22 protein-coding genes are annotated in these 25,799 nt (G+C 65.6%); 14 read left to right on the top strand and 8 right to left on the bottom strand.

All coding sequences use genetic code 11. The features are described 5' to 3' along the window. Positions 1-31 precede the first annotated feature (31 nt). From BMZ97_RS14940 to BMZ97_RS14910, 7 genes are all read right to left on the bottom strand, one after another. Entirely contained in the window at positions 32-2,317 is a 2,286-nt protein-coding gene (locus BMZ97_RS14940) for a glycosyltransferase family 4 protein (RefSeq protein ID WP_092170745.1), read from the bottom strand. Continuing rightward, positions 2,314-3,273 (bottom strand): class I mannose-6-phosphate isomerase, encoded by a 960-nt coding sequence (locus BMZ97_RS14935; protein ID WP_092170743.1) that lies wholly within the window; start codon positions 3,271-3,273, stop codon positions 2,314-2,316. Before BMZ97_RS14935 ends, BMZ97_RS14940 begins: the two co-directional genes overlap by 4 nt. Before the next feature lie 394 nt (positions 3,274-3,667). Beyond that, the gene (locus tag BMZ97_RS14930) at positions 3,668-4,081 is read right to left on the bottom strand and encodes a DUF1236 domain-containing protein (protein WP_092170740.1); all 414 of its coding nucleotides are present in this window, start codon (positions 4,079-4,081) and stop codon (positions 3,668-3,670) included. Between the two features lie 382 nt (positions 4,082-4,463). Next, complete coding sequence (locus BMZ97_RS14925; protein ID WP_092170737.1) at positions 4,464-4,832, bottom strand: response regulator; 369 nt, start codon at positions 4,830-4,832, stop codon at positions 4,464-4,466. A 58-nt stretch (positions 4,833-4,890) separates the two neighbouring features. Next, positions 4,891-8,088 carry a chemotaxis protein CheB gene (locus BMZ97_RS14920; RefSeq protein WP_092170734.1) on the bottom strand — a complete coding sequence of 1,066 codons (3,198 nt, stop codon included), beginning with the start codon at positions 8,086-8,088 and terminating at the stop codon, positions 4,891-4,893. Positions 8,089-8,223: 135 nt separating this feature from the next. Further along, complete coding sequence (locus BMZ97_RS14915) at positions 8,224-9,177, bottom strand: alpha/beta fold hydrolase (RefSeq protein ID WP_092170731.1); 954 nt, start codon at positions 9,175-9,177, stop codon at positions 8,224-8,226. A gap of 18 nt (positions 9,178-9,195) precedes the next feature. Next, complete coding sequence (locus BMZ97_RS14910) at positions 9,196-9,831, bottom strand: DUF2239 family protein (protein ID WP_092170729.1); 636 nt, start codon at positions 9,829-9,831, stop codon at positions 9,196-9,198. 107 nt (positions 9,832-9,938) lie between these two features. Here BMZ97_RS14910 and BMZ97_RS14905 point away from each other — a divergent pair, with 107 nt between their 5' ends. Then, positions 9,939-10,271, top strand: a complete 333-nt coding sequence (locus BMZ97_RS14905) for a GIY-YIG nuclease family protein (RefSeq protein ID WP_092170726.1) — start codon at positions 9,939-9,941, stop codon at positions 10,269-10,271. A gap of 13 nt (positions 10,272-10,284) precedes the next feature. Here BMZ97_RS14905 and BMZ97_RS14900 read toward each other — a convergent pair whose 3' ends face one another. Then, positions 10,285-10,764 carry an Lrp/AsnC family transcriptional regulator gene (locus BMZ97_RS14900; RefSeq protein ID WP_244546411.1) on the bottom strand — a complete coding sequence of 160 codons (480 nt, stop codon included), beginning with the start codon at positions 10,762-10,764 and terminating at the stop codon, positions 10,285-10,287. Between the two features lie 118 nt (positions 10,765-10,882). Here BMZ97_RS14900 and BMZ97_RS14895 point away from each other — a divergent pair, with 118 nt between their 5' ends. The 13 genes from BMZ97_RS14895 (at position 10,883) to BMZ97_RS14835 (ending at position 25,798) form a co-directional block, all read left to right on the top strand. Further along, positions 10,883-12,079 (top strand): diaminopropionate ammonia-lyase, encoded by a 1,197-nt coding sequence (locus BMZ97_RS14895; RefSeq protein WP_092170721.1) that lies wholly within the window; start codon positions 10,883-10,885, stop codon positions 12,077-12,079. An 11-nt stretch (positions 12,080-12,090) separates the two neighbouring features. Next, positions 12,091-12,735: a glutathione S-transferase family protein gene (locus BMZ97_RS14890; RefSeq protein WP_092171469.1), complete on the top strand. Its 645-nt coding sequence runs from the start codon at positions 12,091-12,093 to the stop codon at positions 12,733-12,735. Further along, positions 12,732-13,895 (top strand): M20 aminoacylase family protein, encoded by a 1,164-nt coding sequence (locus tag BMZ97_RS14885; RefSeq protein ID WP_092170718.1) that lies wholly within the window; start codon positions 12,732-12,734, stop codon positions 13,893-13,895. Before BMZ97_RS14890 ends, BMZ97_RS14885 begins: the two co-directional genes overlap by 4 nt. Positions 13,896-14,013: 118 nt before the next feature. Continuing rightward, on the top strand, positions 14,014-15,522 hold the full coding sequence (locus BMZ97_RS14880) for a lyase family protein (protein WP_092170715.1): 1,509 nt from the start codon (positions 14,014-14,016) through the stop codon (positions 15,520-15,522). A 338-nt stretch (positions 15,523-15,860) separates the two neighbouring features. After that, positions 15,861-16,793: a dihydrodipicolinate synthase family protein gene (locus BMZ97_RS14875; RefSeq protein WP_092170713.1), complete on the top strand. Its 933-nt coding sequence runs from the start codon at positions 15,861-15,863 to the stop codon at positions 16,791-16,793. Next, entirely contained in the window at positions 16,790-17,959 is a 1,170-nt protein-coding gene (locus BMZ97_RS14870; RefSeq protein ID WP_092170710.1) for a mandelate racemase/muconate lactonizing enzyme family protein, read from the top strand. Before BMZ97_RS14875 ends, BMZ97_RS14870 begins: the two co-directional genes overlap by 4 nt. Positions 17,960-18,006: 47 nt before the next feature. Then, complete coding sequence (locus tag BMZ97_RS14865) at positions 18,007-19,284, top strand: ABC transporter substrate-binding protein (RefSeq protein WP_092170707.1); 1,278 nt, start codon at positions 18,007-18,009, stop codon at positions 19,282-19,284. Positions 19,285-19,470: 186 nt separating this feature from the next. Continuing rightward, entirely contained in the window at positions 19,471-20,376 is a 906-nt protein-coding gene (locus BMZ97_RS14860; RefSeq protein ID WP_092170704.1) for a carbohydrate ABC transporter permease, read from the top strand. Between the two features lie 10 nt (positions 20,377-20,386). Beyond that, the gene (locus BMZ97_RS14855; protein ID WP_092170701.1) at positions 20,387-21,217 is read left to right on the top strand and encodes a carbohydrate ABC transporter permease; all 831 of its coding nucleotides are present in this window, start codon (positions 20,387-20,389) and stop codon (positions 21,215-21,217) included. Between the two features lie 15 nt (positions 21,218-21,232). Further along, positions 21,233-22,360, top strand: coding sequence for an ABC transporter ATP-binding protein (locus BMZ97_RS14850; protein WP_092170698.1), 1,128 nt, complete (start codon positions 21,233-21,235; stop codon positions 22,358-22,360). Then, positions 22,357-23,349 (top strand): NAD-dependent epimerase/dehydratase family protein, encoded by a 993-nt coding sequence (locus BMZ97_RS14845; protein WP_092170697.1) that lies wholly within the window; start codon positions 22,357-22,359, stop codon positions 23,347-23,349. The genes BMZ97_RS14850 and BMZ97_RS14845 overlap by 4 nt, the downstream gene beginning before the upstream one ends. After that, positions 23,289-25,037, top strand: coding sequence for an SMP-30/gluconolactonase/LRE family protein (locus BMZ97_RS14840; RefSeq protein WP_092170694.1), 1,749 nt, complete (start codon positions 23,289-23,291; stop codon positions 25,035-25,037). The genes BMZ97_RS14845 and BMZ97_RS14840 overlap by 61 nt, the downstream gene beginning before the upstream one ends. Then, positions 25,034-25,798: an SDR family NAD(P)-dependent oxidoreductase gene (locus BMZ97_RS14835; RefSeq protein WP_092170691.1), complete on the top strand. Its 765-nt coding sequence runs from the start codon at positions 25,034-25,036 to the stop codon at positions 25,796-25,798. The genes BMZ97_RS14840 and BMZ97_RS14835 overlap by 4 nt, the downstream gene beginning before the upstream one ends. The last annotated feature ends 1 nt before the right edge of the window (position 25,799 follow it).

The raw sequence follows: 25,799 nt of genomic DNA, 5'->3' as shown, positions 1-25,799 counted from the left end.
CCCAGTCTGTTTGTGCGTGCTCGCCGGAGGCTCAGGCGTGCAAGGCCCGAAGCGGCGCCAGTTTCGGGCGGTCCCCGCTGATGCGGGCTAGCTGGCGAATCTCGGCGAGGCTGATGAGGTAGGATACCACGGATTCGCCGCCGCGGTTCTCATTCGGTCGGTCGCGATGCAGGCCGTCGCGACAGGCACCCGTGTCCAGATCGACCAAGGGCGATGAGAGGTCGTTGTGGCCCAGGAACCAGGCGAAGGCGCGGGCGGCCTCGGCCCGCCATTGCGGGTCGCCATCCGCGCGCCAGGCGGCAAGTGAGGCAGAGATCGTCGCGGTCGCTTCCAGCGGCTGCTGATCGAAGGCTTTGGGCGCACAGCGCTTGTCGCCGAAGCTGTCCGAGCCGACCGGCCTGAACAAGCCAGCCGGGCTGGTCTGCAGGGCCGTGAGCCAGCGCAGCGAGCGCAAGCCCGCCTCGACATAGGCCGTAACCTTCATCGAAACCCCAGTCGCGATCAGGGCCTGGGGCAGGCGCGCATTGTCATAGGACAATCCGTCCTCGAACCAGACCCAGTCCGGCGTCTCGGCCGCCGACATCAGGCCGAGCAGCCGGTCGGCCAGCAGCGGGCGCAGCCAGATCGCCGTCGCCGGCGCGCCGGCAATCGCGCAATAGGCGTCCAGGCCGAGCAAGGCGAAGCCCCAGGCGCGGGGCGAGGTGAATTCCTCGACCACCGGCAAGGCTTCCGCGAACAAGGCGGCGGCCCATTGCCGGCGCGACGGGCTGATATCGCTGCGCGCGCATTCGCCAAGCGCCCAGAGTGTCCGTCCGTGGCTGTCTTCCGAACCGGTATCCTCGAGCCAGCGCCGGTCGAAGCTCATGAAATTGCGGAATCGCCGCGTATCGGGGTTCCAGGCATGCTGGACGAACGAGGCGAAACGCGCCGTCAGTGCTTCCGACAGGCGCGGCTCACTGGTGCTGTTCAGCACGCAGGCCAGGAGCAGCGCCCGGGCATTGTCGTCGACGCAGTAGCCATGCGTGCGATCGGGCACGGAATGGACGGCGTGCTGGAACAGGCCGGTATCGTCGCACATGCTCAGGAAATGGCCCGTCCGCATCTCGGGAGGCGCGGCGACCTGCGGCAAAGGTTTTGCCTGGGCTGCACCCGCGACCACAGTCAGCAGGCGACCCCGGCGCGCTGTTTCGAAAGCCGTGAGATAGCGCTTGGCGGTTCGCTCCCATGTCATCGAGCGGCTGCTTGCATAGGCGCGCAATCGCATCGCCTGCCGCCGACTGTCATCGGTCAGAAGGCCTGCGATCTCGTCGCCAATCGCAACCGCATCGCCGAACGGCACCAGAATGCCGCGCCCGTCGGCGAGCAGTTCCTGCGCGTGCCAGTACGGTGTCGAGACCACCGCTTTGCCCAGACCGAAGCTGTAGGCCAGCGTCCCGGACGTCATCTGCGCTTCGTTGAGATAGGGCGTGACATAGACATCGCACATCGAGATGAAGCCGAGCAGCGTTGCCTGATCGACGAACTGATCGAGGAAGACCACGTGATCCTCGACACCGAGCTCGCGCACGCGGTTCATCAGGCTGGCGCGATAAGCCTCGCCCTGCTCGCGAACCAGATTGGGATGCGTCGCGCCCAGAACCACATAAACCGTGTCGGGGCGGCGGCGCAGGATCGAAGGCATCGCGTCGATCATCACCTCGATGCCTTTGTTGGGCGACAATAGGCCGAAGGTCAGGATGACGGAGCGGCCGCTGAAGCCGAGCCTGGCCTTGGCCTCGTCGGGCTCGAGAAAGGCGAAAGCGGGAATGCCGTGTGGGATGACCTCGATCTTGTCGGCGGGGAGCCGGTAGACTGTCCGCAGCAAGTCGCGCGCCTTTTCGGCCATGACAACGACCCGCGCCGAGGCGTCGATGACCCGCTCCATCACGTCGCGCTGCACGGCCGTTGGCGTGGACAGGACGGTATGCAGGCTGGTGACGACCGGCACCGTCAGACGCGACAGCAGCGCCATGATGTGGCTCCCGGCTTCACCGCCGAAGATCCCGAACTCGTGCTGGAGCGAGACGACGTCGAACCGGCCGTCATTCAGGAAATCGGCGGCGCGTGCGTAATCCTCCAGCCGCTCGTCGCGCACCTGGCAATGGACGGAAGGCGGGTAGTCATAGCCATGACCATGGTCGTTCATGGCTACGATGGAGGTGTCCATACCCGCGCCCGATGACGCGACCGCCTGCTGCAGATCGGTGGTGAAGGTCGCGATCCCGCAGCGGCGCGGGAGCGAATTGCCGATGAAGGCGATGCGGTGAAGCGGGCTCATGGTCGTGCCTCCGTGACGGGGATCGTTGAACCCGCGAGCGCGGGGAGGAGCAGGGGCGGCTGGACAGCGGCGTTGCCCGGCGCAAGCGCAAAGCTTTCGTCCAGGGCGCGCAGAAGGTCGTGGCTCGGCTTGGTGGCCTCATAGGCCACGAGGCAGGTCAGGCCATCGCGGCCTGCCTTGATGCGCATCGTCTGGGCCTCGACGAAGCAGCCCTCGCCGATGCCGGCCTGGGATGGTCCGAGTTGAGCATCGCCGGCGATGACGACCAGCCAGGTCTCGTGCCTGGCGTCCAGCTCCCAGGCCGAGCCTGCGGCCAGATCGAGCCGTTCGAGGACGAAATAGGGGCTTGCGACGAGCAGGGTTCTGGTGTCGGTCAGGTGCTCAGGCGGGGCTTGGCTCTCGGCAGGCCCGGCACGGGCGGCGGCGACGCCCTGCTCGATATGGAGCTCGCGCGCACGCCCATGGTCGAATAGGCGAAACGTCGTATCGCTGCGCTGCTGTATCTCCGCGAGCACGAGGCCCGCGCCGATTGCGTGGATCGTTCCCGCCGGCACGAAGATGACGTCGTCCTTGACGGCTTTGCGCCAGTGCAGGTGCTCCGTGATCGAGCCGTTGGCGATGGCGCAGCGCAGCTGCGCGCTTGTGAGGACGGATGTCAGCCCAACGCCGACCGTGGCCTGCGGCGTAGCGGAGAGGATGTACCAGGCCTCGGTCTTGCCGTGTGCCTGCCCCATCGCCTGAGCTAGCGCATCATCCGGATGCACCTGGATCGACAAGGCCTCCTGCGTGAACAACAATTTGAGCAGCAGGGCAGGCTCGGGCGCCTTGGGATCGCGCCGTTGGAACCAGAGTTCGCCGATCGCGACGCCGTCATGTCCGGCTTCGCTCCACGGCAAGAGATCGGTCGATCCCCAAGGCTTGGGCACGATCTGCACACGGGTCTGCTCGAGCGCCATCTCGGTCTCCTCTTTCACATCGCCGGCGATCGCGCGACAGGGTTGTCGAGCGATGCGGCAATGGTCGGCGACGGCTTGTAGTGGCGCTCAGATGCCGGGCGCAGATGTCGAGGGGCAAAGCCCGTCACGAGCGGCATCGTTGCGCGGACTAGAGCGTTTTCGAGCGAAGTGGCTACCGGTTCGCGTGAAGAAAACGTTTTAAAACAACGATCTAGAGCGATTGAGCGATCCAACTGGATCGCAAATTGCTCTAGCGCGCATCGAACGGGCCAAGGCCCACCCCATTTCTGGAGCAGGCCTATGACCCGGATAGAGGAGCGGCTGCGTGTGAGCGCGATCACTCCTGGTCAGGCTGATCCAGGGTCAGGTGATCCGGCTTACTGGATGACCTGCATTACTGGATGACTTGCACGACGCGGTGGGTCCTGGGATCGACCAGTACGGTGCGGTTATTGAGCACCGTGTAGCGATAATTGGTCTCGCCATATTCGCGCGGCACCTCATAGTAGGTGACGCCTTCATTCGGCAGCGTCGCGCCGACGACGACCGGCTCGGCATAGGTGTAGGACGGGCGGCGCTGCTCCACGACATAGCTCTGGAACCGCGGCGTCTGATCACCGATGATTGCGCCGACCACCGCTCCGCCAACACCGCCGACGACGGCACCAACCGGGCCGCCGACGATCGCGCCGCCAACCGCTCCGGTCGCTGCGCCACCAACCGCGCCACCGGCTGCCGGAGCATTCTGGGCAAAGGCCGCCGCCGGAGCGATGACTATGGCGGAAATCAGGGCAAATGTCTTCAGCATGGAAGTAATCCTTCGCATGAACCAGTCGGAAAGGATATCCCGCGAATTGGTCAGGTGGCTTTAAAACACGCAGATTACAGAAATGTTCCGCTTGTTTATTTTGCAAAAGCGCCGATCGACCAGGTAAATTCTGAAAAATTTTAGGACAAAAACTGGCTTCAGTCGGATCAGTTCAGAAATTTTGCCTTTCACACCATGCAGCGATCGAGCCCTTCACATCGAATGCATAAATGCCTTCCCAAGCGGCTACGCGCCTCACAGGGCGCGTTGGGGGGCGAACCCGGGTGGACGGGCGCTTTTACGAACGAGATCCGAACGGCGACCCGGCCCGCGATTGCATCTGCCTGTTGGGGTTTCGCGTCAGCCTTTTGAAGCGGCTGGATCAGACCTGGGGGATCAGCCCGATCAGCATGTCCACGAGCCGCTCGGACATGACGGGCTTGGCGTAGACGAGAAGGTCGGGATAGCGCGCCTTCAATGAGGCTGGCAGTCCGACGCCGGTCTGGAAGATCAGCGGAATGCCGCGCGCGACCAGGATATCGACGACCGGCGTCACATCGCCGTCGCTCAAATTCACATCGAGGATGGCGGCCGTCACGCGGCTCGATGCGAGCAGGCTAAGAGCTTCGCGCACGCTTCCCGCTGGTCCAACAACAAGACAGCCGGCATCCTCGACCGCCAAGGCAAGGTCGAGGGCGATGAACGGCTCGTCATCGACAATCAGGATTGCCGGCAGTAGGGGCAGCGGCATGGCGTGGAGCAAGGCAGGACTCCTGCTCCAATCGTGAGCACTGGTAGATTAAACGATTTTACTGAAGCAATCGTTCCATTGGCGTCGACAGGCGCACGATCAGCCCTTCCGCCTTCCAGTCATAGGCGAGCACGCCGCCGAGCTGGCCCTCGATGCTGCGGCGTGCGAGCAGGCTTCCAAACCCCTGCCCAACCGGCGGACCAGCGACCACCGGCCCGCCGCGCTCCTCCCAGATCAGCGACAGAGCATCCTTCCCAACAGACCATGAGATGGCGATATGACCATCGGAGGACGATAACGCACCGTATTTGGTGGCGTTCGTCGCCAGCTCATGCAGAACCAGCGCAAGGCTGGTGACCGCCTGCCCGCCAAGCGGCACATTCGGGCCATCGACCGTGACGCGCGCACGATCGCCCTCCTGTTCGCGATAGGGCGATGCGATAGCCGTCACCAGCGCATCGAGCGTCGTGCCCCGTTTGATCGCTTCGCCGCCTCCGCCCAGTGCCGGGATGATCAATTCATGCGCGCGCGCCAGGGCCTCGAGCCTGCCCCGGATCGCCCTGGCCATCTCCTGCGGCGTGCCAGCCGAGCGCGCGCTCAGCGAAACCACGCCGTTGGTGACTGCGAACAGGTTCTTGATCCGATGGTTGAGTTCACGGACCAGGAGGTCCTGCGTCTCTTCCGCCTTCTTGCGCTCATTGATGTCCATGAAGGTGATCACGACGCCGTCGACGACGTTGTCCATGGTGCGGTAGGGCCGCATCCGCATCAGGAAGCTCATGCCGTGATGCTTGATCTGCACCTCGCGTTCGACGACCGAGAGCTCGCGCAAGACCTGGCGCGCATCATCCTCGATCTCGTCATAGCCGAGCATGGAGGTGATGTCGGTAATCGGGCGCCCGCGATCGCTGTCGCGCAGATGGAAGATATCGGTCATCTTCGGCGTGAAGCTTTTGATGCGCAGATTGCTGTCCAGGAAGCTGGTGGCGATCTCGGTGCTATCGAGCAGGTTCTTCAGGTCGCTGTTAAGGTGCGTCAGCGCCTCGTTCTTGCTGACGACCTCGGCATTGACGGTCTGCAGCTCCTCATTGATCGACTGCATCTCCTCCTTCGAGGTTTCCAGCTCCTCATTCGACGATTGCAGCTCCTCATTGGCCGATTGATATTCTTCCGCCGCGGCCCGCCTTTCCTCGTTGATCGTTTCCAGCTCGTCGACCGTCGCCTGCAGCTGCATCCTCACCGTCAGCAGTTCGTGCTCCATGGCGGCCGTCGCGGCGGCTTCGCTCGCGATGCTCGCCTTCCTGCTGCGGCTGACGACGCGGATGCCGTCATCGCGAAAGGCGACGACGCATAATCCCCCCTCGGAGAGCGGCTCGACGATGACGGTGACAGCCCGAATCTGCCCGTCGATCCTGACCGGCACGGCCTCGTGCACCGCCGCGGCCTTCTTGGAGAGCGCCTGCTGCAGCGTGCTGCGCACGATCGGCCGCAAAGCCTTCCGTAGTATGCCGAAGAGGTTGAGGCTCGCCACCCCCGATGAAGGTTCGAGATAGTGCCCAGCCTCACCGCCGGAAAAGCGCAGGATATCGTGATGCTTGTCGATGACGACATAGGCGGGAGAATATTTCTCGAGCATCCGGCGCGCGGTCTTGTCGATCCGGTCTTCTCCCGGGCCGGCAGCAAGCCCGGCCGGCGGCAGATCAGGAGTTGCGAAGGATGCCGCACGGAGCGTGACGTCCGGCAAGGTGGCAACCGTATCCTCGCGCCGGAAGATGCGGTGCTTCTTGTCGCTGTCGGCAAATAACCGGCTCTGGCGTGTCATGCTTTCCGAGGGCCCGAGAAACAGCATGCCATCCGGCTTGAGCGCGTAATGAAAGGTTTTCAGTACGCGATCCTGCAGGGCAGCGTTCATATAGATCAGGAGATTGCGGCAGGAGATCAGATCGAGCTTGGAGAAGGGCGGGTCCTTGGTGACGCTGTGGGTCGAGAACACGCACATCTCGCGGATCACCTTCACCGGGCAATACGCGTCGCCATCGGGGGAAAACCATTTCGCGAGCCGCTCGGGCGTCACGCCTGTCATCTTGCGGTAGCGGGCCTGGCGGGCGAAGGCGATCGCGGCATTGTCGATATCGGTGCCGAAGATCTGGACTCTCACCGCGCTCGGTCGCTGCGCAATGATCTCCCTCACGAGAATGGCGAGCGAATAGACCTCCTCCCCCGTGGCGCAGCCCGGCACCCAGATCCGGATCGTGTCATCGCCGCGCTGGTCGCCTGCAAACTTCGGCGCCAACGCAGCCTGCAGCGCCTTGAAAGCCTCGGGGTCACGGAAGAACTGGGTCACCCCGATCAGGAGTTCGCGGAAGAGCAGATCGATCTGGCCAGGGTCGTCACGCAGGCGGGCGATATAGGCCGGGACTTCATCGATCTGCAGCACCTGCATGCGGCGCTGGACGCGACGAACCAGGGTCTTTTCCTTGTAATGGACGAAATCATGCCCGATCTGGGCGCGCAGCAGGGCACTGATCGTGACCAGATACCTGCCTGTGTCGCGCCGCGTTCCATCATCGTCCTTGCGCGATGCGACCGCGGACAAATGGCGCTGATGGTCGAGCAGCCGCGCCGGCATCTGCTCGACCGGCATCACCTCGTCGACGAAGCCGGTCGCCGTGGCGCTTTGCGGCATGCCGCTCATCGCAATGTGGTCGAACTCCGCCTGGGCCAGGGTGAGGCCGCCATTTTCCTTGACCGCCGACAGGCCAAGCGCGCCGTCATTGCCGGTGCCCGAGAGCACGATGCAGACGGCATTTTCGCCCTGGTCCTCGGCAAGCGAGGTGAAGAACGTATCGATCGGCCGGCGCAAGGCGCGCGGCGGTGCGGGTTTGGAGACCCGCAAGCGCCGATCCTGGAGGATCAGGGTCGCGTCCGGCGGAATGACATAGACTGTGTTCGCCGTCGCGATCACGCCGTCTTCGGCTTCCAGCACGCGCATGCCGGTCGCTTGTCCCAAAAGGTCGGTCAGCATGCTCTTATGGTCGGGCGCCAGATGCTGGACCAGCACGAACGTCATGCCGTTCTCCGCCGGCATGCTCTTCAGGAAGGCCTTGAACGCATTGAGCCCGCCGGCCGATGCGCCGATGCCGACGACCAGGCCGAGGCCGTCCAGCGACGGTTTCGAGGCGCCCGGTTCCGAAGGGCGCAGGCTCGCAGCCTTTCGGGCGGCTTCGAGCGTGTCGCTGCGGCTCTGCTGGGTCATGAGATTCGCCTGGGGTACGCACGCGCGGCGATGTTATGGCGCGAAGAAGGAGGCCGCTTGCCGAAAGGCGCTCCCTTGCAAAATCCTCACGATATCTGAAATGCCAGGCCGCTTCGTCCCCCGACTGGAGGCACCCTAGACCCAAGTTTCACTGGGGTCCATCGCAGGGCTTCGTCGAGGCGGCGCGTTCGAGGCCTGGCCCGCGCTGCGCGCGTTTTCAGCGATCGCCCGAACCACCCTGTTGTAAAGCGGCGCGGGGAGGTCGTGGCCCATGCCGTCGATGATCATGAGGCGGGCGCCGGAGATCGAGGCTGCGATGTCCGCGCCGGCAGCCGTTGGGACCAGGGAATCGTCCGCGCCATGCACCGCCAGGGTCGGCGCGGTGATCTGGCTCAGGCGCGGGCGCAAATCGCCGGTTGCGGCGATGGCGGCGATCTGGCGGCCTGTGCCGGCTGGATCATATGACCGTGCCAGTTCGCTCATGATGAGTGCGCGCTGGGCCATCTCGTCGAAGGGATAGCCCGGACCGGCGATGCGACGCGCGAAGGCGAGGTTGTGGCCGAGATATCCCTCGAGGTCCTCTGAAGGAGCCGGTGCTGGTCGCATCAGCATCGCCATGACCTCCGGCGCTGCCTTGGGAAGCTCCGGATTGCCGGTAGCGGACATGATCGCGGCGAGTGACAGGGTGCGGTGCGGATAGGCGCTCGCAACGATCTGCGCGATCATCCCGCCCATCGAGCGGCCAACCAGATGGGCCTGCTCTATTCCCAGCGCGTCGAGCAGGCCGAGCGTATCGCTCGCCATGTCCTCGAGCGTATAGGGAACCGCGAACGGCCGTCCGCTGGCGGCAGCCGCCGACAGGGCGGCGAAATCCGGGGCGGGATGGTCGCGCAGATGCGTCGACAGGCCGGCATCGCGATTGTCGAACCGTATCACGCGAAAGCCCTGCGCCATGAGCCTGTCGCAAAACTCCGAGCTCCATCGCAGCATCTGCGTGCCCAGGCCCGCTATCAGCAGGATCACCTCGCCATCGACAGGGCCGAAGCTTTCATAGGCGATCGTGACGCGGTTCGCTTCCACATAGGGCATGGCCCGACGAGCCTTTCCTCAGAGTTCGGTCGACGGGACGTGAGCGCCCCAGGCGAGGCGCAGCGTGTGGTCGCGGATGTCCTGCGGCCAGGTCGCCATATGCGCTTCCATGCGGGGCCGGTCGTCGGCAAACAATGCGCGCGTCGCCTCCTCGAAGCCGGCGAGGTTGCCGGCCATCGCCGAGATGAAGCGATAGGCCGTTTCCCGTGCCATCCGTCGCTGCTGGCTCGCGCCGCCAGCACGCCTGGCCTGCTCGACCAAACGTCGCAAGGCGGCGGAAGCGCCGCCTTGCTGCGCGGCGAGCCAGTCCCAATGCCGGGGCAGCAAGGTCACCTCGCGAGCGATCACGCCCAGTTTCGGGCGACCCTTGCCGCGCGGTCCGGCCGCCGTCTCCCCTTCTGTCTGCAGTGGCTGCGCCTGCGGTGGGGCCAGTCGTGCGGCGAGCGCGGGCAGGCGCGCGATCACATCCGCCTCGGAGCCTCGGAGATCGAAATCGATCACTTGTCCCGAGGCGTCATCGAAGACGAGCACGGGCTCGAGCGAGCCGCCATCAACCGCCGCCTTCACTGCGCGGGCGACCTCGCTCAGGGAGCCGGAGGCCAGCCGTCGGGTCCCTTCGAAGGCGGTGCATGATGGGGCGAATGGGTCGGACATGGCGGAGCCTCTGCGATTTCCCACTTTATATCCGGGTAAAAATATCTTATGTCAATATCACCCGGGTTATATTGAACGCGGGTCTTTGACTGGCGAAGGAGAGCGGCATGCGCGCAGAGGACAGGAAGGCGGCCGTTGCCGCTTACAAGGAACGCAAGATCATCAGCGGGATCTATCTGATCCGCTGCACCGTGTCGGGAGAGGCTTGGATCGGCGCATGCGCCGAGCTGAGCACGATCCAGAACCGGATATGGTTCATGCTGCGCTTCGGGAACCACCCGAACAAAGCCTTGCAGCTATGCTGGGACGAGCACGGAGCCGAGGCGTTCTCCTTCGAGGCGCTCGAGCGGCTGGAGGAGGACGATCCCTATATCCGGACCGCGCGGCTCAAGGAGCGGGCCGCGCATTGGCGCGAATGGCACAAGGCGGGGCGGCTCTGAACCCTGGCAGCCGCTAGGCTACCGGGACGGTAAGGCCGGCCTTGACGCGGTCCATGGCGACGAAGGTGCGAAATTTGCGGATATTGGCGTTGTCGAAGAAGAGCCGGCGCGTCAGCGCCTCATAGGCTGCCATGCTCGGCACCAGCACGACGAGCATGAAGTCGACATCACCCGTCACGTAATAGCATTGCTGCACCTCGGGCGCGGCCAGGAAGCTGCGCTTGGCTTCGTCGATGTCCCCGGCGGTTTCGCTGACGAGCTCGACCTCGACGAAGATCGTGATGGGATGGCCGAGTGCGGCGGGATCGACGATCGCGACATTGGCCTGGATGACGCCGGACTGCTCCATCCGCCGGATCCGGCGCTGCACGGCCGGCGCCGACAGATTCACGCGCTCGCCGATGACCCGCTGAGGGGTGGTGTTGTCCTGTTGCAGGATCGCGAGAATGGCTCGGTCGAAAGCGTCGAGCGAATGGGGCGGATTCTCGGGCACGGCGATCCCACGAAGCAAATTTGCGACGAAACAAACTTGCATTGAGCGCCCCAGATTGCAGCGCCTTTTTCGCGCTGCTTGCAATATTCCTTCGGGGCCGCATTCAAGCGAGGTCGCGATGTTCCTGCTCAACCAGCATGCCGATTACCGTAGCGCACTCGTTCCCGTCGATGCCGAGACACTCGGCGGCGCGGGAGCCGACGCGATCGGGCGCCATCTCGCTGAGCGCATCGACCATGCGGTGACGCCGCTCCATGCTTTGCCGGGGCTGGCAGCCGAATTGGGCATCGCAGCCTTGCACGTGAAGGATGAGGGTCATCGTCTCGGGCTCGGCAGCTTCAAGGCGCTGGGCGGGGGCTATGCCGTGATCAGGCTGGTGCTGGAGGCCGCCGAAGCGCGGCTTGGCCGGAAACTGGGCGAGGATGCGTTCCGCGAGCCCGAGGTTCGCGCCGTCGCCGCGGAGATGACCTTCGCCTGCGCCACGGACGGCAATCACGGCCGCTCGGTCGCGCAGGGTGCGCAGCTCGCCGGGGCAAAGGCGGTGATCGTCGTTCACGCCGGCGTCAGCGAGGAGCGGATCGCGGCGATCGCCCGCTTCGGTGCGCAGATCATGCGCGTCGCCGGAACCTATGACGATTCCGTCGTCGAGGCCGCCCGCATAGCAGGGGAGAAAGGCTGGATTGTCGTCTCCGACACCTCCTGGGATGGTTATGAGCGCATCCCCGGCCTTGTGATGCAGGGTTATACCGCGCTCGTGCGCGAGGCGCTGGAGCAGCTTCCCGCCAGACCGACGCATGTCTTCGTCCAGGCCGGCGTGGGCGGAATCGCCGCGGCCGTGGCCGCGCATCTGGCGCTCGTGCTGGGCGAGGCGCGGCCGGTCTTCACCGTGGTCGACCCCGCGCGCGCCGCCTGCATCGTCGAGGCCGCCCGCGCTGGCCGACCGGTCAAGGTGGCCCATGGCGAGCCCACTGTCATGGCGATGCTGGAGTGTTACGAGCCGTCCCCCATCGCCTGGCGCGTGCTGTCGCGGGTCGCGGACGCCTTCATGACGGTCGAGGATGCGGATGCGGTAGCAGCAATGAACCGCCTGGCCCGCCCCAAAGCGGGGGATCCCGCTATCGTCGCCGGCGAGAGCGGCTGCGCCGGTCTGGCCGGGCTGATGCGCGCAGCAGCGGACCCGGCGATTCGGTCGGCGCTTGGTCTCGACGCATCGTCGCGCGTGCTGGTGATTAACACCGAGGGCGCGACCGATCCCGAACGCTATGCCGAACTCGTCGGGCTGACACCGGCCGAGGTCGGTGGCCGGGTGGCGTGATGTCCGACGGCCTGACGCTTCTCTACCAGAGCCACTCCCCCTATGCCCGCAAGGTGCTGGTCAGCGCCCATGAACTCGGCCTCGCCGACCGCATCGATGTCGTCCACCACGAGACCAGCCCGACCAACCGCAACGATCCCGTCTTTGCGGCCAATCCGCTTGGGAAAGTGCCGGTGCTGCTGACGCCGGATGCCGGCGCGCTCTTCGATTCGGTCGTCATCTGCGACTATCTCGACCGGCTCGGCGGCCTGGGCAGGCTGATCCCGGGCGAGGGGCCGGCGCGCTATGAGGCGCTGCGTTTGCAGGCATTGGCTCAGGGCCTTTGCGATGCAGGCATCGCGCTGCGCTGGGAGACGGTGCGGCGCCCGGAAGCCTTGCGCTATCCGCCTTTGGCGCATGGACAGGCGATGAAGCTGCTCGAAGCCTATGAGCATCTGGAAGCGCAGGCGGAGCTCGGGGCGCAGGTCACCAGCGGCCAAGCCACCATCGGTCAGATCGCGCTGGCGACGGCGCTGGCCTGGCTCGAATTCCGCGACCTGCCAGGGTTCCGCAAGCGCGCGCCGCGGCTCACCGCCTGGTATGACGATTTCTGCCAGCGGCCCTCGATGCGCGCCACGCCCTATGACGGCGAAACACAGGATGGAGGACCGCAATGACGACGCTCGATCATGATGCGCTGGTTGCCGAGATGACCGCCTGGCGGCGCGATCTCCATGCCCATCCCGAGCACGGCTTTGAGGAGAACCGCACAGCCGCCTTCGTCGCGGCCAAGCTGCGCGAGTTCGGCCTGAGCGAGGTCGCGGAAGGCATTGGTGGGACCGGCGTCGTCGGCACGCTGACATGCGGGACGGGCAACCGGGCGATCGCGCTGCGGGCCGATATGGATGCGCTGCGCATCACCGAGCAGGGCGACCATGCCCATCGCTCCCGGACGCCGGGCGTGATGCATGCCTGCGGACATGACGGGCACACTGCGATGCTGCTCGGCGCCGCGAAAATGCTGGCGGAGCAAGGCGGCTTCGACGGCACCGTGCGCTTCGTCTTCCAGCCGGCGGAGGAATGGGGCAGGGGCGCGCTCGCCATGCTCGCCGACGGACTGCTGGAACGCTTCCCCTTCGAGGAGATTTTCGGGTTGCACAACATGCCCGGCCTTGCCGTCGGGCAGTTCCAGACCAAAGCGGGGCCGATCATGTCGGCCGAGGATAATTTCGAGATCGTGCTCAAGGGCGTCGGCGGCCATGCGGCGCGCCCACAGATGGGCAATGAGGTGCTCGTCGCCGCCTGCGCGCTCGTCACCAATCTCCAGACCATCGTCTCGCGCCGCCTGAGCCCGACCGATATCGGCGTCGTCTCCGTCACGGAATTGCTGACCGACGGGACCCGCAACGCCCTGCCGGGCCTCGCCCGCATCCTGGGCGATGCGCGCAGTTTCCGGCCAGAGATCAGCGCCAGGATCGAAGAGCAGATGGGCATCATCGCCCAGGGCACCGCGCTGACCTACAACGTCACCGCCGAGATGAGCTATACCCGCGAATTCGTCCCGCTGCTGAACGACGAGGCCCTGGTCGAAGACGCCTTCATTGCCGCGCGTGACGTCTTCGGCAATGCGGCGGTGACGACGGCCCGCGAGCCGATGACCGGCTCGGAAGATTTCGCCCGCTTCCTGGAGCATGTGCCGGGTTGCTTCGCCTTCGTCGGCAATGGCGAGGCGTCGTCCCCGCTGCACAACCCGACCTACGACTTCAACGATGAGGGCCTGATCTTCGGCGCGCGCTTCCATGCCGCGATCGCACGTCAGCGCCTGCCTGCCGCTTAGGCCTTTCACTTGTGCAGGGCGAACGCTCTTTGGCGGATTCGCCGGAGGCTGTAGCTTCCACGCGGATCCGCGCCCTGGCTGCGCGCCCCGGTTGCGACGGCTCAAGGGAGGACGAACAATGTTCGGAACAAGAACGGCTTTTGCGGGACTGCTGGCGCTTGCCTGTGCGGCTTCTGCCAACGCGCAGTCAGCGCCGAAGCACGACGAATTCTACTGGCTGGGCGAGATCAACAAGGCGAGCGCTGTCATCAACACGGATGAGGGCCTGCTCGACCCCGCGCTCGCGCCACGGATCGCGGCAGGCCTCGACAGCATGCTCAAGGCGGCGGAGAAGCCCGGCGCCAAACGGCCGACGCTCGTCATCACCTTCGAGCCGCTGCTGATCGAAGCCGCCGGCGTCGAGGCGACCCTGCTGCATGCCGGCCGCTCGAGCCAGGACATGCTCGCCACCGTGCGTGCGGCGATCATGCGCGACGAATTGCTGCGACTGGACGAGCGGCTGCGCAAGGTCATGGCCACCATGGTCCGGCTCGCCGAGAAGCATGTCGACACCATCGTGCCGAACTACACCAATGGCGTCGCCGCCCAGCCCAACAGCTATGGGCACTACCTGCTGGGCCATGTCGCGGGGCTCGATCGTGATGCGCAGCGCCTGCGCGAGGCTTTCGCCCGGCTGGACCGCTCGCCGATGGGCACGACCGTGCTGAACGGCACCAGCTGGCCGCTGAACCGGAACCGCATGGCGAGCTATCTTGGCTTTGCCGACACGGTCGACAATGCCTATGACGCGGCCCAGATCGCTGCGGCCGAGTTGCCAGTAGAGGTCGGCGCGCTCGCCACCAGCATCGCCTTGCATGCCGGCGCCTTCGTCGAAGACGTCATGACCCAGTATGCGCAGCCGCGTCCCTGGATCCTTTTGGCTGAAGGCGACGGCAACACCTATGTCTCCAGCGCCATGCCGCAGAAGCGCAATCCCGGCCTGCTCAACAGCACGCGCAGCCAGGCCTCGAGCGTGATCACCGCAGGCATCGGGCGCGTCATCCAGGCCCACAATATTCCGCCCGGCATGAGCGACGTGAAGAGCGTGCGCGACAATGCGGCGGTGATCACCGGCACGATTGCGATGCTCGATGGCTGGGACCGGATCCTGAACGGGCTGGTCATCGATCCCGCTCGGGCGCTGGAAGAGCTCAACAGCGACTGGACGGCCTCCCAGGAGGTCGCCGATGTGCTGATGCGCACATACAAGCTGCCCTTCCGCGTCGGCCACCACTTCGCCTCCGAAGTTGTCGACTACGCCAAGGCGAACAATATCCGGCCCACGGACTTCCCCTATGCGGAAGCCCAGCGGATCTACAAGGTCACGCTGAAGGAGATGAATGTGACGGGTTCGGAGCTGCCGCTGAGCGAGGCGGAGTTTCGTGCCACGCTCGATCCGGTCGCCATTGTCCGCAACCGTGCCACCACTGGCGGGCCGCAGCCTGCCGAGATGGCGCGCATGCTGGGCTTGGCCAAGCAGAAGCTGGCGCAGCAGGAGCAATGGAGCAAGGAGCGGCGCGGCAGGATCGATAGCGCGCTTGCCGCGCTCGACCGTGATTTTGGAAAGCTCCTGGAACGCGCCAAATGACGGCGGAGCGCCGCGAGTAATCCGTCTGGCGCTTCTCTAACGTGAGACCCCGTCCTGCGCGTCATTCCGGGCTCGATCCTTCGGATCGACTCGGAGTGACGGTGTGGTTCTGAGCGCAAGCGCCAAGCTCTCGCCGACGCCTCCTGCGCGGCCCCCCGGCGCTCCTCTTCTCGAAACCTTGAATCGTGACTTCGGCTTCAGCAGCCCTCGACGACGCTCCTGTCGTCGAGGGCTGCCGGGGACCGCCGCGACGCGGCTTGACCTGATCGGAGGCGCAAACTACGATCCATATATAATAACAATCGATCCAACATATGGATCAAATGGGAGGTTAGGTCGTGTTGCAGGGCATCCTTCCGGTGCTGCCGACGCCGTTCACGGCGGAAGGTGGCATCGATGCCGCCGCCATGGCGCGGGTCACCGATTTCGCGCTCGGCGCTGGTGTGGACGGCGTCGTCTTCCCCGGCTTCGCCAGCGAGGTCGACGATCTCACTGCGGCGGAACGGGCGGCCTTGCTGAAGGTCGTTGTCGAGCGTGTCGCCGGCAGGGTCCCGATCGTCGCGGGGGCCAGCGCCGCCAGCGTCGCGGAGGCGGTCGGCCATGCTCGCGAGGCGATGGGTTTTGGCGTCGCGACTGTGATGATTCAGGCGCCCAAGAGCGTTGACGCCGGCTTCGAGGCTGTCGCTGCCTTCTACAGGGATATCGCCGATGCGGTGCCCGGTCTTGAGATCGTCCTGCAGAACGCGCCGGCGCCGCGCGGCTCGGATCTGAAGCCCGAGACGATCCTCGACATCGTCCGCGGCAACCGCGCCATCACCTATGTCAAGGAGGAGACGCTGCCCTCGGGGCTGGCGATCTCGGCGCTCATCGCTGGCAAGCCGGAGCATCTCAAGGGCGTGATCGGGGGCGGCGGGGCGCGCTACTTCATCGACGAATATAATCGCGGCGTCTGCGGCGCGATGCCGGCGGTCGAGCTGTCGGACATCCATGTCGCGATGGACCGGGCCTTCCGCGCCGGCCAGATCGCTCGTGCCCGCGAACTCTATATGCGCACGCTGCCGCTGCTGGTGATCCAGGCGAATTTTCGCATGGCCTTCACCAAGCATGTGCTGTCGCGGCGCGGGGTTCTCGACAATCGGGTCGTGCGCGCCAAGGTGCCTCCGATGGACGCCCATGACCTCGCCGAGATCGACGCCTGGCTCGATGCGGCGGGCGATCTGATGCAGGCAGCGGCTCCACCTAGCATGCGTGTCGCGGGAGCGCGGGGATGAGCGAACGGGTCGCCAAGGTCGAGGTCTTCTCGATCACCATTCCGCGCGACACGCCCTATCTCGGCGCGCTGCGCGAGGGCGAGACCGTCAACGAGCGCGGCTATGTCGTGCGCAAGGGCAATCGCACGGTCTATCCCGTCGTCGATCGCACCGTGGTCGTGCGTGTGGAGACGACGGGCGGCGCGGTCGGCTGGGGCGAGACCTATGGCATCGTCGCGCCCGGCGCCGCGATGGCGATCATCGACGATCTGCTCGGCCCTTTCGTCGTCGGCCGCGACCCGCGCGATGTCTGCGTGATCCATGACGATCTCTACGATCTGATGCGGGTGCGCGGCTATACCGGCGGCTTCTATTGCGATGCGCTGGCGGCGATCGATATCGCGCTCTGGGACATCTGCGGCAAGCTTGCGAACCTGCCATTGGTCAAGCTGCTCGGCGGGCAGCGCCATGAGCGCCTGCCCGCCTACATCTCCGGCCTGCCCAAGCCGACGCGCGCCGAGCGCGCCGATTTCGCGGCTGAGTGGCAGGCGCAGGGCTTCGACAGCTTCAAATTCGCCGCGCCTGTCGCCGATGACGGTGTCGTCGCGGAGATGGAGACCCTGCGGGCGCGGCTCGGGCCATCAGTGCGCATCGCTTGCGACATGCATTGGGTCCATGGCGGCGAGGAGGCCGTTGCGCTCATCAAGGCGATGGAGCCGCACGGCCTTTGGTTCGCCGAGGCGCCGGTCAAGCCCGAGGATCTCGACGGGCTCAGCCTCGTCGCCTCCCGCGTCGCGACACCCATTGCGGCGGGCGAGGAGTGGCGCACGGTCTATGATCTGGTGCCTCGCGTGGCACGCCGCGCCTGCGCGATCATCCAGCCCGAGATGGGGCATAAGGGCGTGACCGAGTTCATGCGCATCGGCCTCTATGCCCAGGCGCATCATCTCAAGCTCATTCCCCATGCCACGATAGGCATCGGGCTGTTCCTGGCCGCGAGCCTGCACGCGAGCTCCGCCTTGGCCGCAGTCGAGTGCCACGAGTACCAGCACTCGATCTTCGAGCCCAATCGCCGGCTGCTCGTCGGCGACATGGATTGCCGCCAAGGCCTCTACAGCCTGCCGATGGGTGCGGGGCTGGGCGTCGAGCCGTCCAAAGCGGCGCTGGAGCTTCTGCGCAAACACTAAAAACAAAACACGCATTCAAAACAAAATACGACCGGGGAGGTCACGTCATGCCGAGGACAAGGTTGTTTCTATCTGCTGCCGCGGTCGCCCTGGCGCTGGCGGCGGGGTTTGCATCGAGCGCCGCTCTCGCCCAGGGCAAGGTCCTCAAATTCGTCTCCTGGCAGAAGGATGAGCGCGGCGTCGGCGACTGGTGGGGCTCGGTCATCAAGGAATTCGAGGCGACCCATCCAGGCGTCAAGATCGAATGGACCAAGGTCGAGCGCGGCGCCTATGCCGACACGATGACGACGCTGTTTGCCGGCGGCAAGCCGCCAGACATCGTCCATCTCGCCTCCTTCGAGTTCCAGAAATTCGCAGATAACGGCTGGCTGGAGCCGCTCGACGGCTACATCAAGGACGCCAAGCTCGACATGAAGGGTTGGGCCGGCCAGGACACCTGCATCTTCAACAAGCAGACCGTCTGCACGATGATGCTCTATTTCGGCTATTTCCTCGCCTATAACGAGGAGATGCTCAGGAAGGAGGGGCTGGAGGTCCCGAAGAACTACGCCGAGTTCCTGGTGGCCGCGCGCAAGCTCACCAAGGATCTGAACGGCGACGGCATCATCGACCAGTTCGGCACCGGCCACGAGACCAAGGGCGGCGGCGGCCAGTATATGAGCGAGATGATGAACTATACGCTCGACGCCGGCGGGCGCTGGACCAATGACGCCGGCAAGGTGACGATCGACACGCCGCAGATGGTCGAGGGCCTCTCTCGCTGGAAGACCATCGTCAAGGACAGCCTGACGCCGCGTGATCTCGCTGCCGGCGAGGTCCGCCAGATGTTCGCCGATGGCAAGATCGCCTTGAAGACGGACGGGCCGTGGCTCTGGCCGATCATTCAGAAGGGCAAGGCCAAGGACCAGATCAAGCTCGCCATGTCGCCGTTCAGCCCGCCTGTCGGCGGTTCCTCGAACGTCTTGGGCATCGCCAGCGACATCCCGAAGGACAACAAGAAGCTGGTCTGGGATTTCATCCAGATCGCAACCTCGGACAAGTTCCAGAGCAGCTACGCGACGCTGGGCGCCTCGCCGCCGCCGAGCCCGCGCGCCGACGTCTCGGCCGCGTCGAAGGAGACGCCGCATTTCGACCTGCTGGTCCAGGCTACCAAGGCGGCCGCCGACGCCAAGGTCGACCGCATCCCCAAGGGCCTGGAGCTCGTCTTCAACGAGTTCGCCAAGATGGTCATGGAGGAATCGCAGCGCATGATCATCCAGGATCTCGATCCGAAGATCGTGGCCGCAACGATGCAGCGGAAGGCCGAGGCGCTGCAGAAGCAGTGAACGTCCCTTCTCCCCTTGCGGGAGAAGGTGCCCCGAAGGGGCGGATGAGGGGTGGCTGTGCGCTGTCTGGTTGGCTCTGCGATCCGCCAATCCGCAAGGGCGGCGCGACCCCTCACCCCAACCCTCTCCCGCAAGGGGAGAGGGGGTATGTCGCGCCACACGCTTCGACAGGGAGAAGCCCCGACCATGCCCAGAGCCGCGTTCCTGGATCTCGCGCGTCCGAGCCGCCGGCACTGGCTCGGCTATCTTCTGCTCGCGCCGGCGGTGCTGCTGATCGGGTTGATCATCGTCTACCCGCTCTTCGTCTCGGTCGATCTCTCCTTCCAGAACGTCAACATCGCCAGGCTCGACCAGGCGCGCCGGCCCTTCACTACGGCCAATTACGAGCGCCTCTTCGCCTCCGAGGATTTCTGGAACGCCTGCTGGGTCACCTTCAAGCTCGTCGTCATCGTCAGCACCGGCTGTTTCCTGCTCGGCATGGCGACCGCGCTCCTCGTCAACAACCGCTTCAAGGGCCAGGCCCTGGCTCGCCTCCTCGTCGCCTTGCCCTGGGCCGTGCCCGAGGTCATCGCCGTCGTGATCTTCGCCTGGCTGTTCGATTCCTCCTTTGGCCTGATGAACTGGATCTTCATCAAGCTCGGGCTGGTCGACACCACGATCAACTGGTTCTCCTCGCCCAGTGCCTCCTTCGCCGTCGTCTGCGTCGTCATGATCTGGAAGGGCTATCCCTTCGTCTCGATCATGCTGCTGGCCGGGCTCCAGTCGATCCCGGAGGACTTCTACAACGCCGCCCGCGTCGATGGAGCCAGCGCCTGGCAGCGCTTGCTCAACATCACCATCCCCTCGCTGATGCCGGTGCTCGGCGTCACGCTCGTGCTGGTGATGCTCTGGGTCTTCCGCGACTTCTCGATCATCTACGTGCTGACCGGCGGCGGCCCGCTGAAGGCAACGCAGAGCCTCTCGATCATGACCTATGAGCAGGCCTTCGGCTTCTTCAAGATGGGCTACGCCTCGGCCATCGGCGTCATCACCCTGATCGTCTGCATCATTGCCAGCCGGCTGATGATCGCGCGCGCTCCGGACACGATGTGAGGGGCAGGCCATGAAACGAAACCGCCTCGACAGCGTCCTCCTCTACGCCACGGCGATCCTGACCTGCGCGCTGTTGGTCTTCCCGATCTATTGGCTCGTCGTCACCGCGCTCTCCGAGCCCGACCAATTGCGCCAGTTGCCGCCGAAATTCTGGCCCGATCAGCCGCGCTGGGGCGTCTTCGCCCAGATCCTGGCGGAGCGACCGATCCTGCAATGGCTCGGCAATTCGGCGCTGGCCGCGATCGGCGCCGTCACCTTGTCGATGACGGTGTCCGTGCTGGCGGGCTACAGCCTGTCGCGCTTCAAGGTCCGCGGCGGCCAATCGCTGGGCCTGTTCATCCTGACCGCGAAGATGCTGCCGGCGACTCTCTTGGTCATCCCCCTCTTCGGCATCTTCCGGCAGCTGGAGCTGATCGGCAGCCTATGGTCGATCATCCTGGCGCATGCGACGCTGATCATCCCCTTCACCACCTGGATGCTGAAGGGCTATTTCGACACGATCCCGCGCGAGCTCGAGCAGGCCGCCATGGTCGATGGCTGCTCGCCGCTCGGCGCCATGGTCCGAGTGATCCTGCCGGTCTCGGCGCCGGGCCTGGCTGCGACCGCGCTCTACGGCTTCGTGCTGTCCTGGTCGGACTACGCCTATGCGCGCACCTTCCTGACCAATGCCCAGACCAACTGGACCGCCAATCTCGGCATCACCACGATGAAGGGCGAATATGTCAGCAACTGGAGCGACATATCGGCCGCCTCGATCCTCGTCGCCCTGCCGATCCTGCTGATCTACCTCTTCCTCGAACGCTATCTCGTCGGCGGCCTCACGGCCGGCTCGGACAAGTAAGGACCAGGACCGACCATGGCCGGCATACGCATCGAGCACGTCACGAAATCCTATGGCGGGCTCACCGTTCTCAAGGACTTTTCCCTCGACATCGCTGATGGCGAATTCGTCGTCCTGGTCGGCCCCTCCGGCTGCGGCAAGTCGACCATGCTGAAGATCCTGGCCGGGCTCGAGGAGGCCTCGTCCGGCAAGGTCACGATCGGCGAGCGCGACGTCACGGACCTCGCGCCGGGCGATCGCGACATCGCCATGGTTTTCCAGAACTACGCGCTCTATCCGCATCTGACCGTGCGCAAAAATATGGGCTTCGGCCTGAAGATGCGCGGGACCGAGGCCGGCGAGATCGACAGGCGCGTCACGCAGGCCGCGAAAATCCTCGGCATCGACCATCTGCTCGATCGGCGGCCGCGTGCATTGTCGGGCGGCCAGCGCCAGCGCGTCGCGCTCGGGCGCGCCATCGTGCGCGAGCCGCTCGCCTTCCTGATGGACGAGCCGCTCTCCAATCTCGACGCCAAATTGCGCGTCCATACCCGCGCCGAGATCAGCGCCCTGCACAAGCGCCTCGGCGTCACCACCATCTATGTCACCCATGACCAGACCGAAGCCATGACGATGGCCGACCGCATCGTCATCATGAAGGACGGCGAGATCCAGCAGATCGCCCATCCCGACACGATGTTCCGCGAGCCGGCCAATCTCTTCGTCGCCGGCTTCATCGGCTCGCCGGGGATGAATTTCCTGCAGTCTCCGGTGACCTCGACCGGGAATGGCGCCGAGGTCCGTCTCTTCGGCCAGGAGGTGCTGTTGCCGGTGGCGAACGCCTCCACGCTTGCGGGCCGGGATGTCGTCCTCGGTCTGCGGCCTGAGCACCTCGCGCTGGGGGCCGGGGCGGTGACCTTCGAGGTTCAGCCGCGCCTCGTCGAGAGCCTCGGTAGTGAGCAATATGTCTATGTCGACCTGCCGCCGGAGAACCGGGTCGGGCAGGCGCCGCACGCGGCCGCCGATGAGGATGGCCGTGGCAATGTGCTGATCGCGCGATTGATCAATCCCGATGGCGCGCCGCTCGCGGAGCGCTTGACGCTCTCCTTCGATCCGGCCCGGCTGCACGTCTTCGACGCGGTGACGCAGGAGGCGATCCGGTGACCGTCGCGGCGCGCATTCTCGTCACCGGCAGCGCCGGCCGTGTCGGCTCGAAACTGGTCCGGTGCCTGCTCGATGCCGGCCGCGAGGTCACGGGCTTCGATCTGCGCCCGGCCGGAATCGAGCACCCCGCCTATCGCGAAGTGCTCGGCGGCTTCGATGACCAGGCCGCAGCTAAGGATGCGGTGAATCGCACTGACGCCATCCTCCACCTCGGCGCCTTCATGTCCTGGCTGCCGACTGACGGCGACAGGCTGTTCCGCGCCAATGTCGAGGGCACGCGCGTGCTGCTGGAGGAGGCCGCGCGCGTGAAGCCGCGTCGGCTCGTCTTCGCCAGCTCCGGCGAGGTCTATCCCGAGAATGTTCCCGATTATCTGCCGCTCGACGAAGACCATCCGCTGAAGCCGCGCTCGCCCTATGGCTTGAGCAAGCTCCTGGGCGAGGAACTGGTGCGCTTCTTCGAGCGCGTCAGCGGCACGCCTGCGACGATCCTGCGCTTTTCGCATACGCAGGACGCCGCCGAATTGCTCGATCCGGAAAGCGTCTTTTCCGGCCCGCGCTTCTTCCTGCATCCGAAGATCCGGCAGCAGGAGGGCTTCGGTAACATGGGCGCCGTCGCCGTGTTGAAGCAGGCCGATGATGGCCGCGAGGCGCTCGTGCTGTCGCGCAACGAGGCGGGGCGCCCCTTCCAGATGCACATCACCGACACCCGCGACATGGTGGACGGCATCCTGCTCGCGCTCGACCATGAGGCGGCGGCCGGCCGGACCTATAATCTCGGTGCGACCGAGCCCGCCGATTTTGCCGCAGCTTTGCCGGGGATGGCGGAGTTGACGGGGCTTCCCCTGAAGACCATCGACCTGCCGGGCAGCGGCGTCTTCTATCGGACGTCGAACGCCAGGATTCGGACTGAACTGGGATATGAACCGCGATGGACGTTCGACCGCATGATCGAAGAGGCGGCGCAGGCGCGGGCGAAGCGCAGGTCCTGAAACCGGATGAGCGCGACGTTCCGATCGGCGCGGCGGCCCTCGCCAAGGGCCTCTATCTGCTCGACGTGATCGGGGAGGCACCTTCGCCGCCGCGTTTCAAGGACCTTCAGGCCGCGACCGGCCTGCCCAAGGGCACGCTCGCGCGCCTGCTCAACACGCTGGTGCTGTTCCGGCTCATCCGCCAGGAGGACAGCGACAATACCTATCGGCTCGGGCACCGGCTGTTCGAGCTGGCGCATCGCGTCTGGGAATCCTTCGATCTGCGCGGCGCGGCTGCCCCCGTACTCGAACGCCTCGCCGACGAGACTCGCGAGACGGCGGCCCTCTGCGCGATCGACAATGACGAGGCGCTTTACATCGACCAGCGCAGCCGCGGCGGCGCCTATGGCTTCCGCATTGAGATCGGCCGTCGCGCGCCGCTGCATTGCACGGCCGGCGGCAAGGCCCTGCTCGCCTTCGCCCAGCCGCATGAGCAGCGAGCCATCTTCGACCGGATCAGGCTCGAGCGCTTCACCGACGCCAGCTTCACGCAGGAGGACGCGCTGCTTGCCGATCTCGCTCTGACGCGGGCGCGCGGCTATGCGGTCTCGCTTGAGGAGCATGTCGCGGGCGTCTCCTCGGTCGCCGCGCCGATCTTCGATCATACCGGCCGTGCGGTCGCCGCGATCGGCGTGTTCGGGCCGAGTTCGCGCTTGACCGCCGAGCGTCTCCACGTCACCGGGCGTGACCTGATGGCCGCCGGCCGGCAGATTTCCGGCAATGTCGGCGCCACGCCGATGAACATTACGCCGAGCACGCGCTCGGGCCGCGCCACCGATCCGCAGGTCGAATGCGTGCTGCCCTGGGGCGCGCATCTGGCGGAAGGCCCGGTCTGGTCGGCGCGGGAGAAGCGGCTCTACTGGGTCGATATCCTCGCCCCCTCGGTCAACCGCTTCGACCCCGCGACGCGAGCCAATGAGGAGGTCATGCTGCCGCGCCTGGTCAGCGCGGTGGTCGAGCGCCGAGGCGGCGGCCTGGCCGCCCTGACGCAGGACGGGCTGGAGGCTTTCGACTTCGCCAGCGGCGCGCTGAGCCCCCTGGTCGATCCGGAGGCCGAGATTCCCGACAACCGTTTCAATGACGGCAAATGTGACCGGCGGGGCCGTCTCTGGGCGGGAACGATGCGACTCGACGCCAGCCGCACCAGCGGCTCGCTTTATGCGATCGCGCCCGATCTCACCTGGGAGCGCCGGGAGAGCGGCCTGACCGTCGCCAACGGCCTCGACTGGAGCCCGGACGGACGGACCTTCTATTTCGCCGATTCCGCGCCCGGCCGCATCTATGCCTATGATTTCGAGATGGAGACGGGCCGGCTCTCGCGACGCCGCGTCTTTGCCGAGATCGATGCCACTATCGGCCGCCCCGATGGGCTTGCCGTCGACAGCGAAGGCTTCGTCTGGTGCGCGGTCTGGGACGGCTGGTGCCTGCACCGCTATGCGCCGAATGGTGCGCTGGCGCGCGAGGTTCGCCTGCCGATCCCGCGCCCGACCAGTATCGCCTTTGGCGGCGACGACCTGAAGACGCTGTTCATCACCAGCGCCCGCGTCCGCTTGCCGTCGCGCATCCTGGCGGAGGCACCCTTCTCCGGCGGGCTGTTCACGCTGCCGGTCGATGTTGCTGGCCTGCCGGCCTCGGAATTCGCAGCATGAGTGCGCAGGCGATCTACTCGGATCTCGCCGGCCGCGCCGCGCTCGTCACCGGCGGGGCCGACGGCATCGGTCGGGCAATCGTCGCAGCGCTTGTTCGCCAGAAGGCCAGGGTCGCTTTCCTCGACCTGGATCGTGAGCGCGGCGAAGCTCTTGCAGCGGAATTGGCCAGGGCCGGCGGAACGGTCTCTTTCCAGCCCGTCGATCTGCGCGACATCGCCGCGACGCAGGCCGCGATCATGGCGGCGCGCGCCGTCTGCGGGCCTTTCTCGATCGGTGTCAACAATGCCGGCCATGACGAGCGTCACGCCTTCGAGGCCGTGACGCCCGAATATTGGGATGACCGGTTCGCGGTGAATCTGCGCCCGATGATGTTCGTCGCCCAGGCGCTTGCTCCCGATATGCGCGCGCTTGGCGGCGGCTCGCTGATCAATCTGAGCTCGACCTCGTGGATGAAGGGATCTCCCCACATGATCGCTTACACGACCGCGAAATCAGCGGTGCTCGGCTTCACTCGCTCGCTGGCGCGGGCGCTGGGGCCGGACGGCATCCGGGTCAACTGCGTCACACCGGGCTGGGTGATGACCGAGCGCCAGCGTATGCATTGGGTCACGCCGGACAAATGGGAGGCTGCCCAGCAGGCCCAGGCGATCAAGGGCGAGATCCTGCCGGAGGATATCGCGGCGATGGTTCTCTTCCTCGCATCGGACGCCGCGCGCATGTGCACTGGCCAGAACTTCATCGTCGATGCCGGTACGGTCTGAT

The organism is Allobosea sp. OK403 (genome assembly GCF_900113835.1).
Classification (GTDB): Bacteria; Pseudomonadota; Alphaproteobacteria; order Rhizobiales; family Beijerinckiaceae; genus Allobosea.
The sequence above is the reverse complement of the archived record's forward strand: the minus strand, read 5'-3'. Positions and strand labels throughout refer to the sequence as shown.

What these genes read in the sequence shown, in the direction of transcription:
- BMZ97_RS14940 (WP_092170745.1), bottom strand. Translation starts at nt 2,317, where the DNA reads ATGAGCCCGCTTCACCGCATCGCCTTCATCGGCAATTCGCTCCCGCGC.
- BMZ97_RS14935 (WP_092170743.1), bottom strand. Translation starts at nt 3,273, where the DNA reads ATGGCGCTCGAGCAGACCCGTGTGCAGATCGTGCCCAAGCCTTGGGGA.
- BMZ97_RS14930 (WP_092170740.1), bottom strand. Translation starts at nt 4,081, where the DNA reads ATGCTGAAGACATTTGCCCTGATTTCCGCCATAGTCATCGCTCCGGCG.
- BMZ97_RS14925 (WP_092170737.1), bottom strand. Translation starts at nt 4,832, where the DNA reads ATGCCGCTGCCCCTACTGCCGGCAATCCTGATTGTCGATGACGAGCCG.
- BMZ97_RS14920 (WP_092170734.1), bottom strand. Translation starts at nt 8,088, where the DNA reads ATGACCCAGCAGAGCCGCAGCGACACGCTCGAAGCCGCCCGAAAGGCT.
- BMZ97_RS14915 (WP_092170731.1), bottom strand. Translation starts at nt 9,177, where the DNA reads ATGCCCTATGTGGAAGCGAACCGCGTCACGATCGCCTATGAAAGCTTC.
- BMZ97_RS14910 (WP_092170729.1), bottom strand. Translation starts at nt 9,831, where the DNA reads ATGTCCGACCCATTCGCCCCATCATGCACCGCCTTCGAAGGGACCCGA.
- BMZ97_RS14905 (WP_092170726.1), top strand. Translation starts at nt 9,939, where the DNA reads ATGCGCGCAGAGGACAGGAAGGCGGCCGTTGCCGCTTACAAGGAACGC.
- BMZ97_RS14895 (WP_092170721.1), top strand. Translation starts at nt 10,883, where the DNA reads ATGTTCCTGCTCAACCAGCATGCCGATTACCGTAGCGCACTCGTTCCC.
- BMZ97_RS14885 (WP_092170718.1), top strand. Translation starts at nt 12,732, where the DNA reads ATGACGACGCTCGATCATGATGCGCTGGTTGCCGAGATGACCGCCTGG.
- BMZ97_RS14880 (WP_092170715.1), top strand. Translation starts at nt 14,014, where the DNA reads ATGTTCGGAACAAGAACGGCTTTTGCGGGACTGCTGGCGCTTGCCTGT.
- BMZ97_RS14870 (WP_092170710.1), top strand. Translation starts at nt 16,790, where the DNA reads ATGAGCGAACGGGTCGCCAAGGTCGAGGTCTTCTCGATCACCATTCCG.
- BMZ97_RS14865 (WP_092170707.1), top strand. Translation starts at nt 18,007, where the DNA reads ATGCCGAGGACAAGGTTGTTTCTATCTGCTGCCGCGGTCGCCCTGGCG.
- BMZ97_RS14860 (WP_092170704.1), top strand. Translation starts at nt 19,471, where the DNA reads ATGCCCAGAGCCGCGTTCCTGGATCTCGCGCGTCCGAGCCGCCGGCAC.
- BMZ97_RS14855 (WP_092170701.1), top strand. Translation starts at nt 20,387, where the DNA reads ATGAAACGAAACCGCCTCGACAGCGTCCTCCTCTACGCCACGGCGATC.
- BMZ97_RS14850 (WP_092170698.1), top strand. Translation starts at nt 21,233, where the DNA reads ATGGCCGGCATACGCATCGAGCACGTCACGAAATCCTATGGCGGGCTC.
- BMZ97_RS14840 (WP_092170694.1), top strand. Translation starts at nt 23,289, where the DNA reads ATGGACGTTCGACCGCATGATCGAAGAGGCGGCGCAGGCGCGGGCGAA.
- BMZ97_RS14835 (WP_092170691.1), top strand. Translation starts at nt 25,034, where the DNA reads ATGAGTGCGCAGGCGATCTACTCGGATCTCGCCGGCCGCGCCGCGCTC.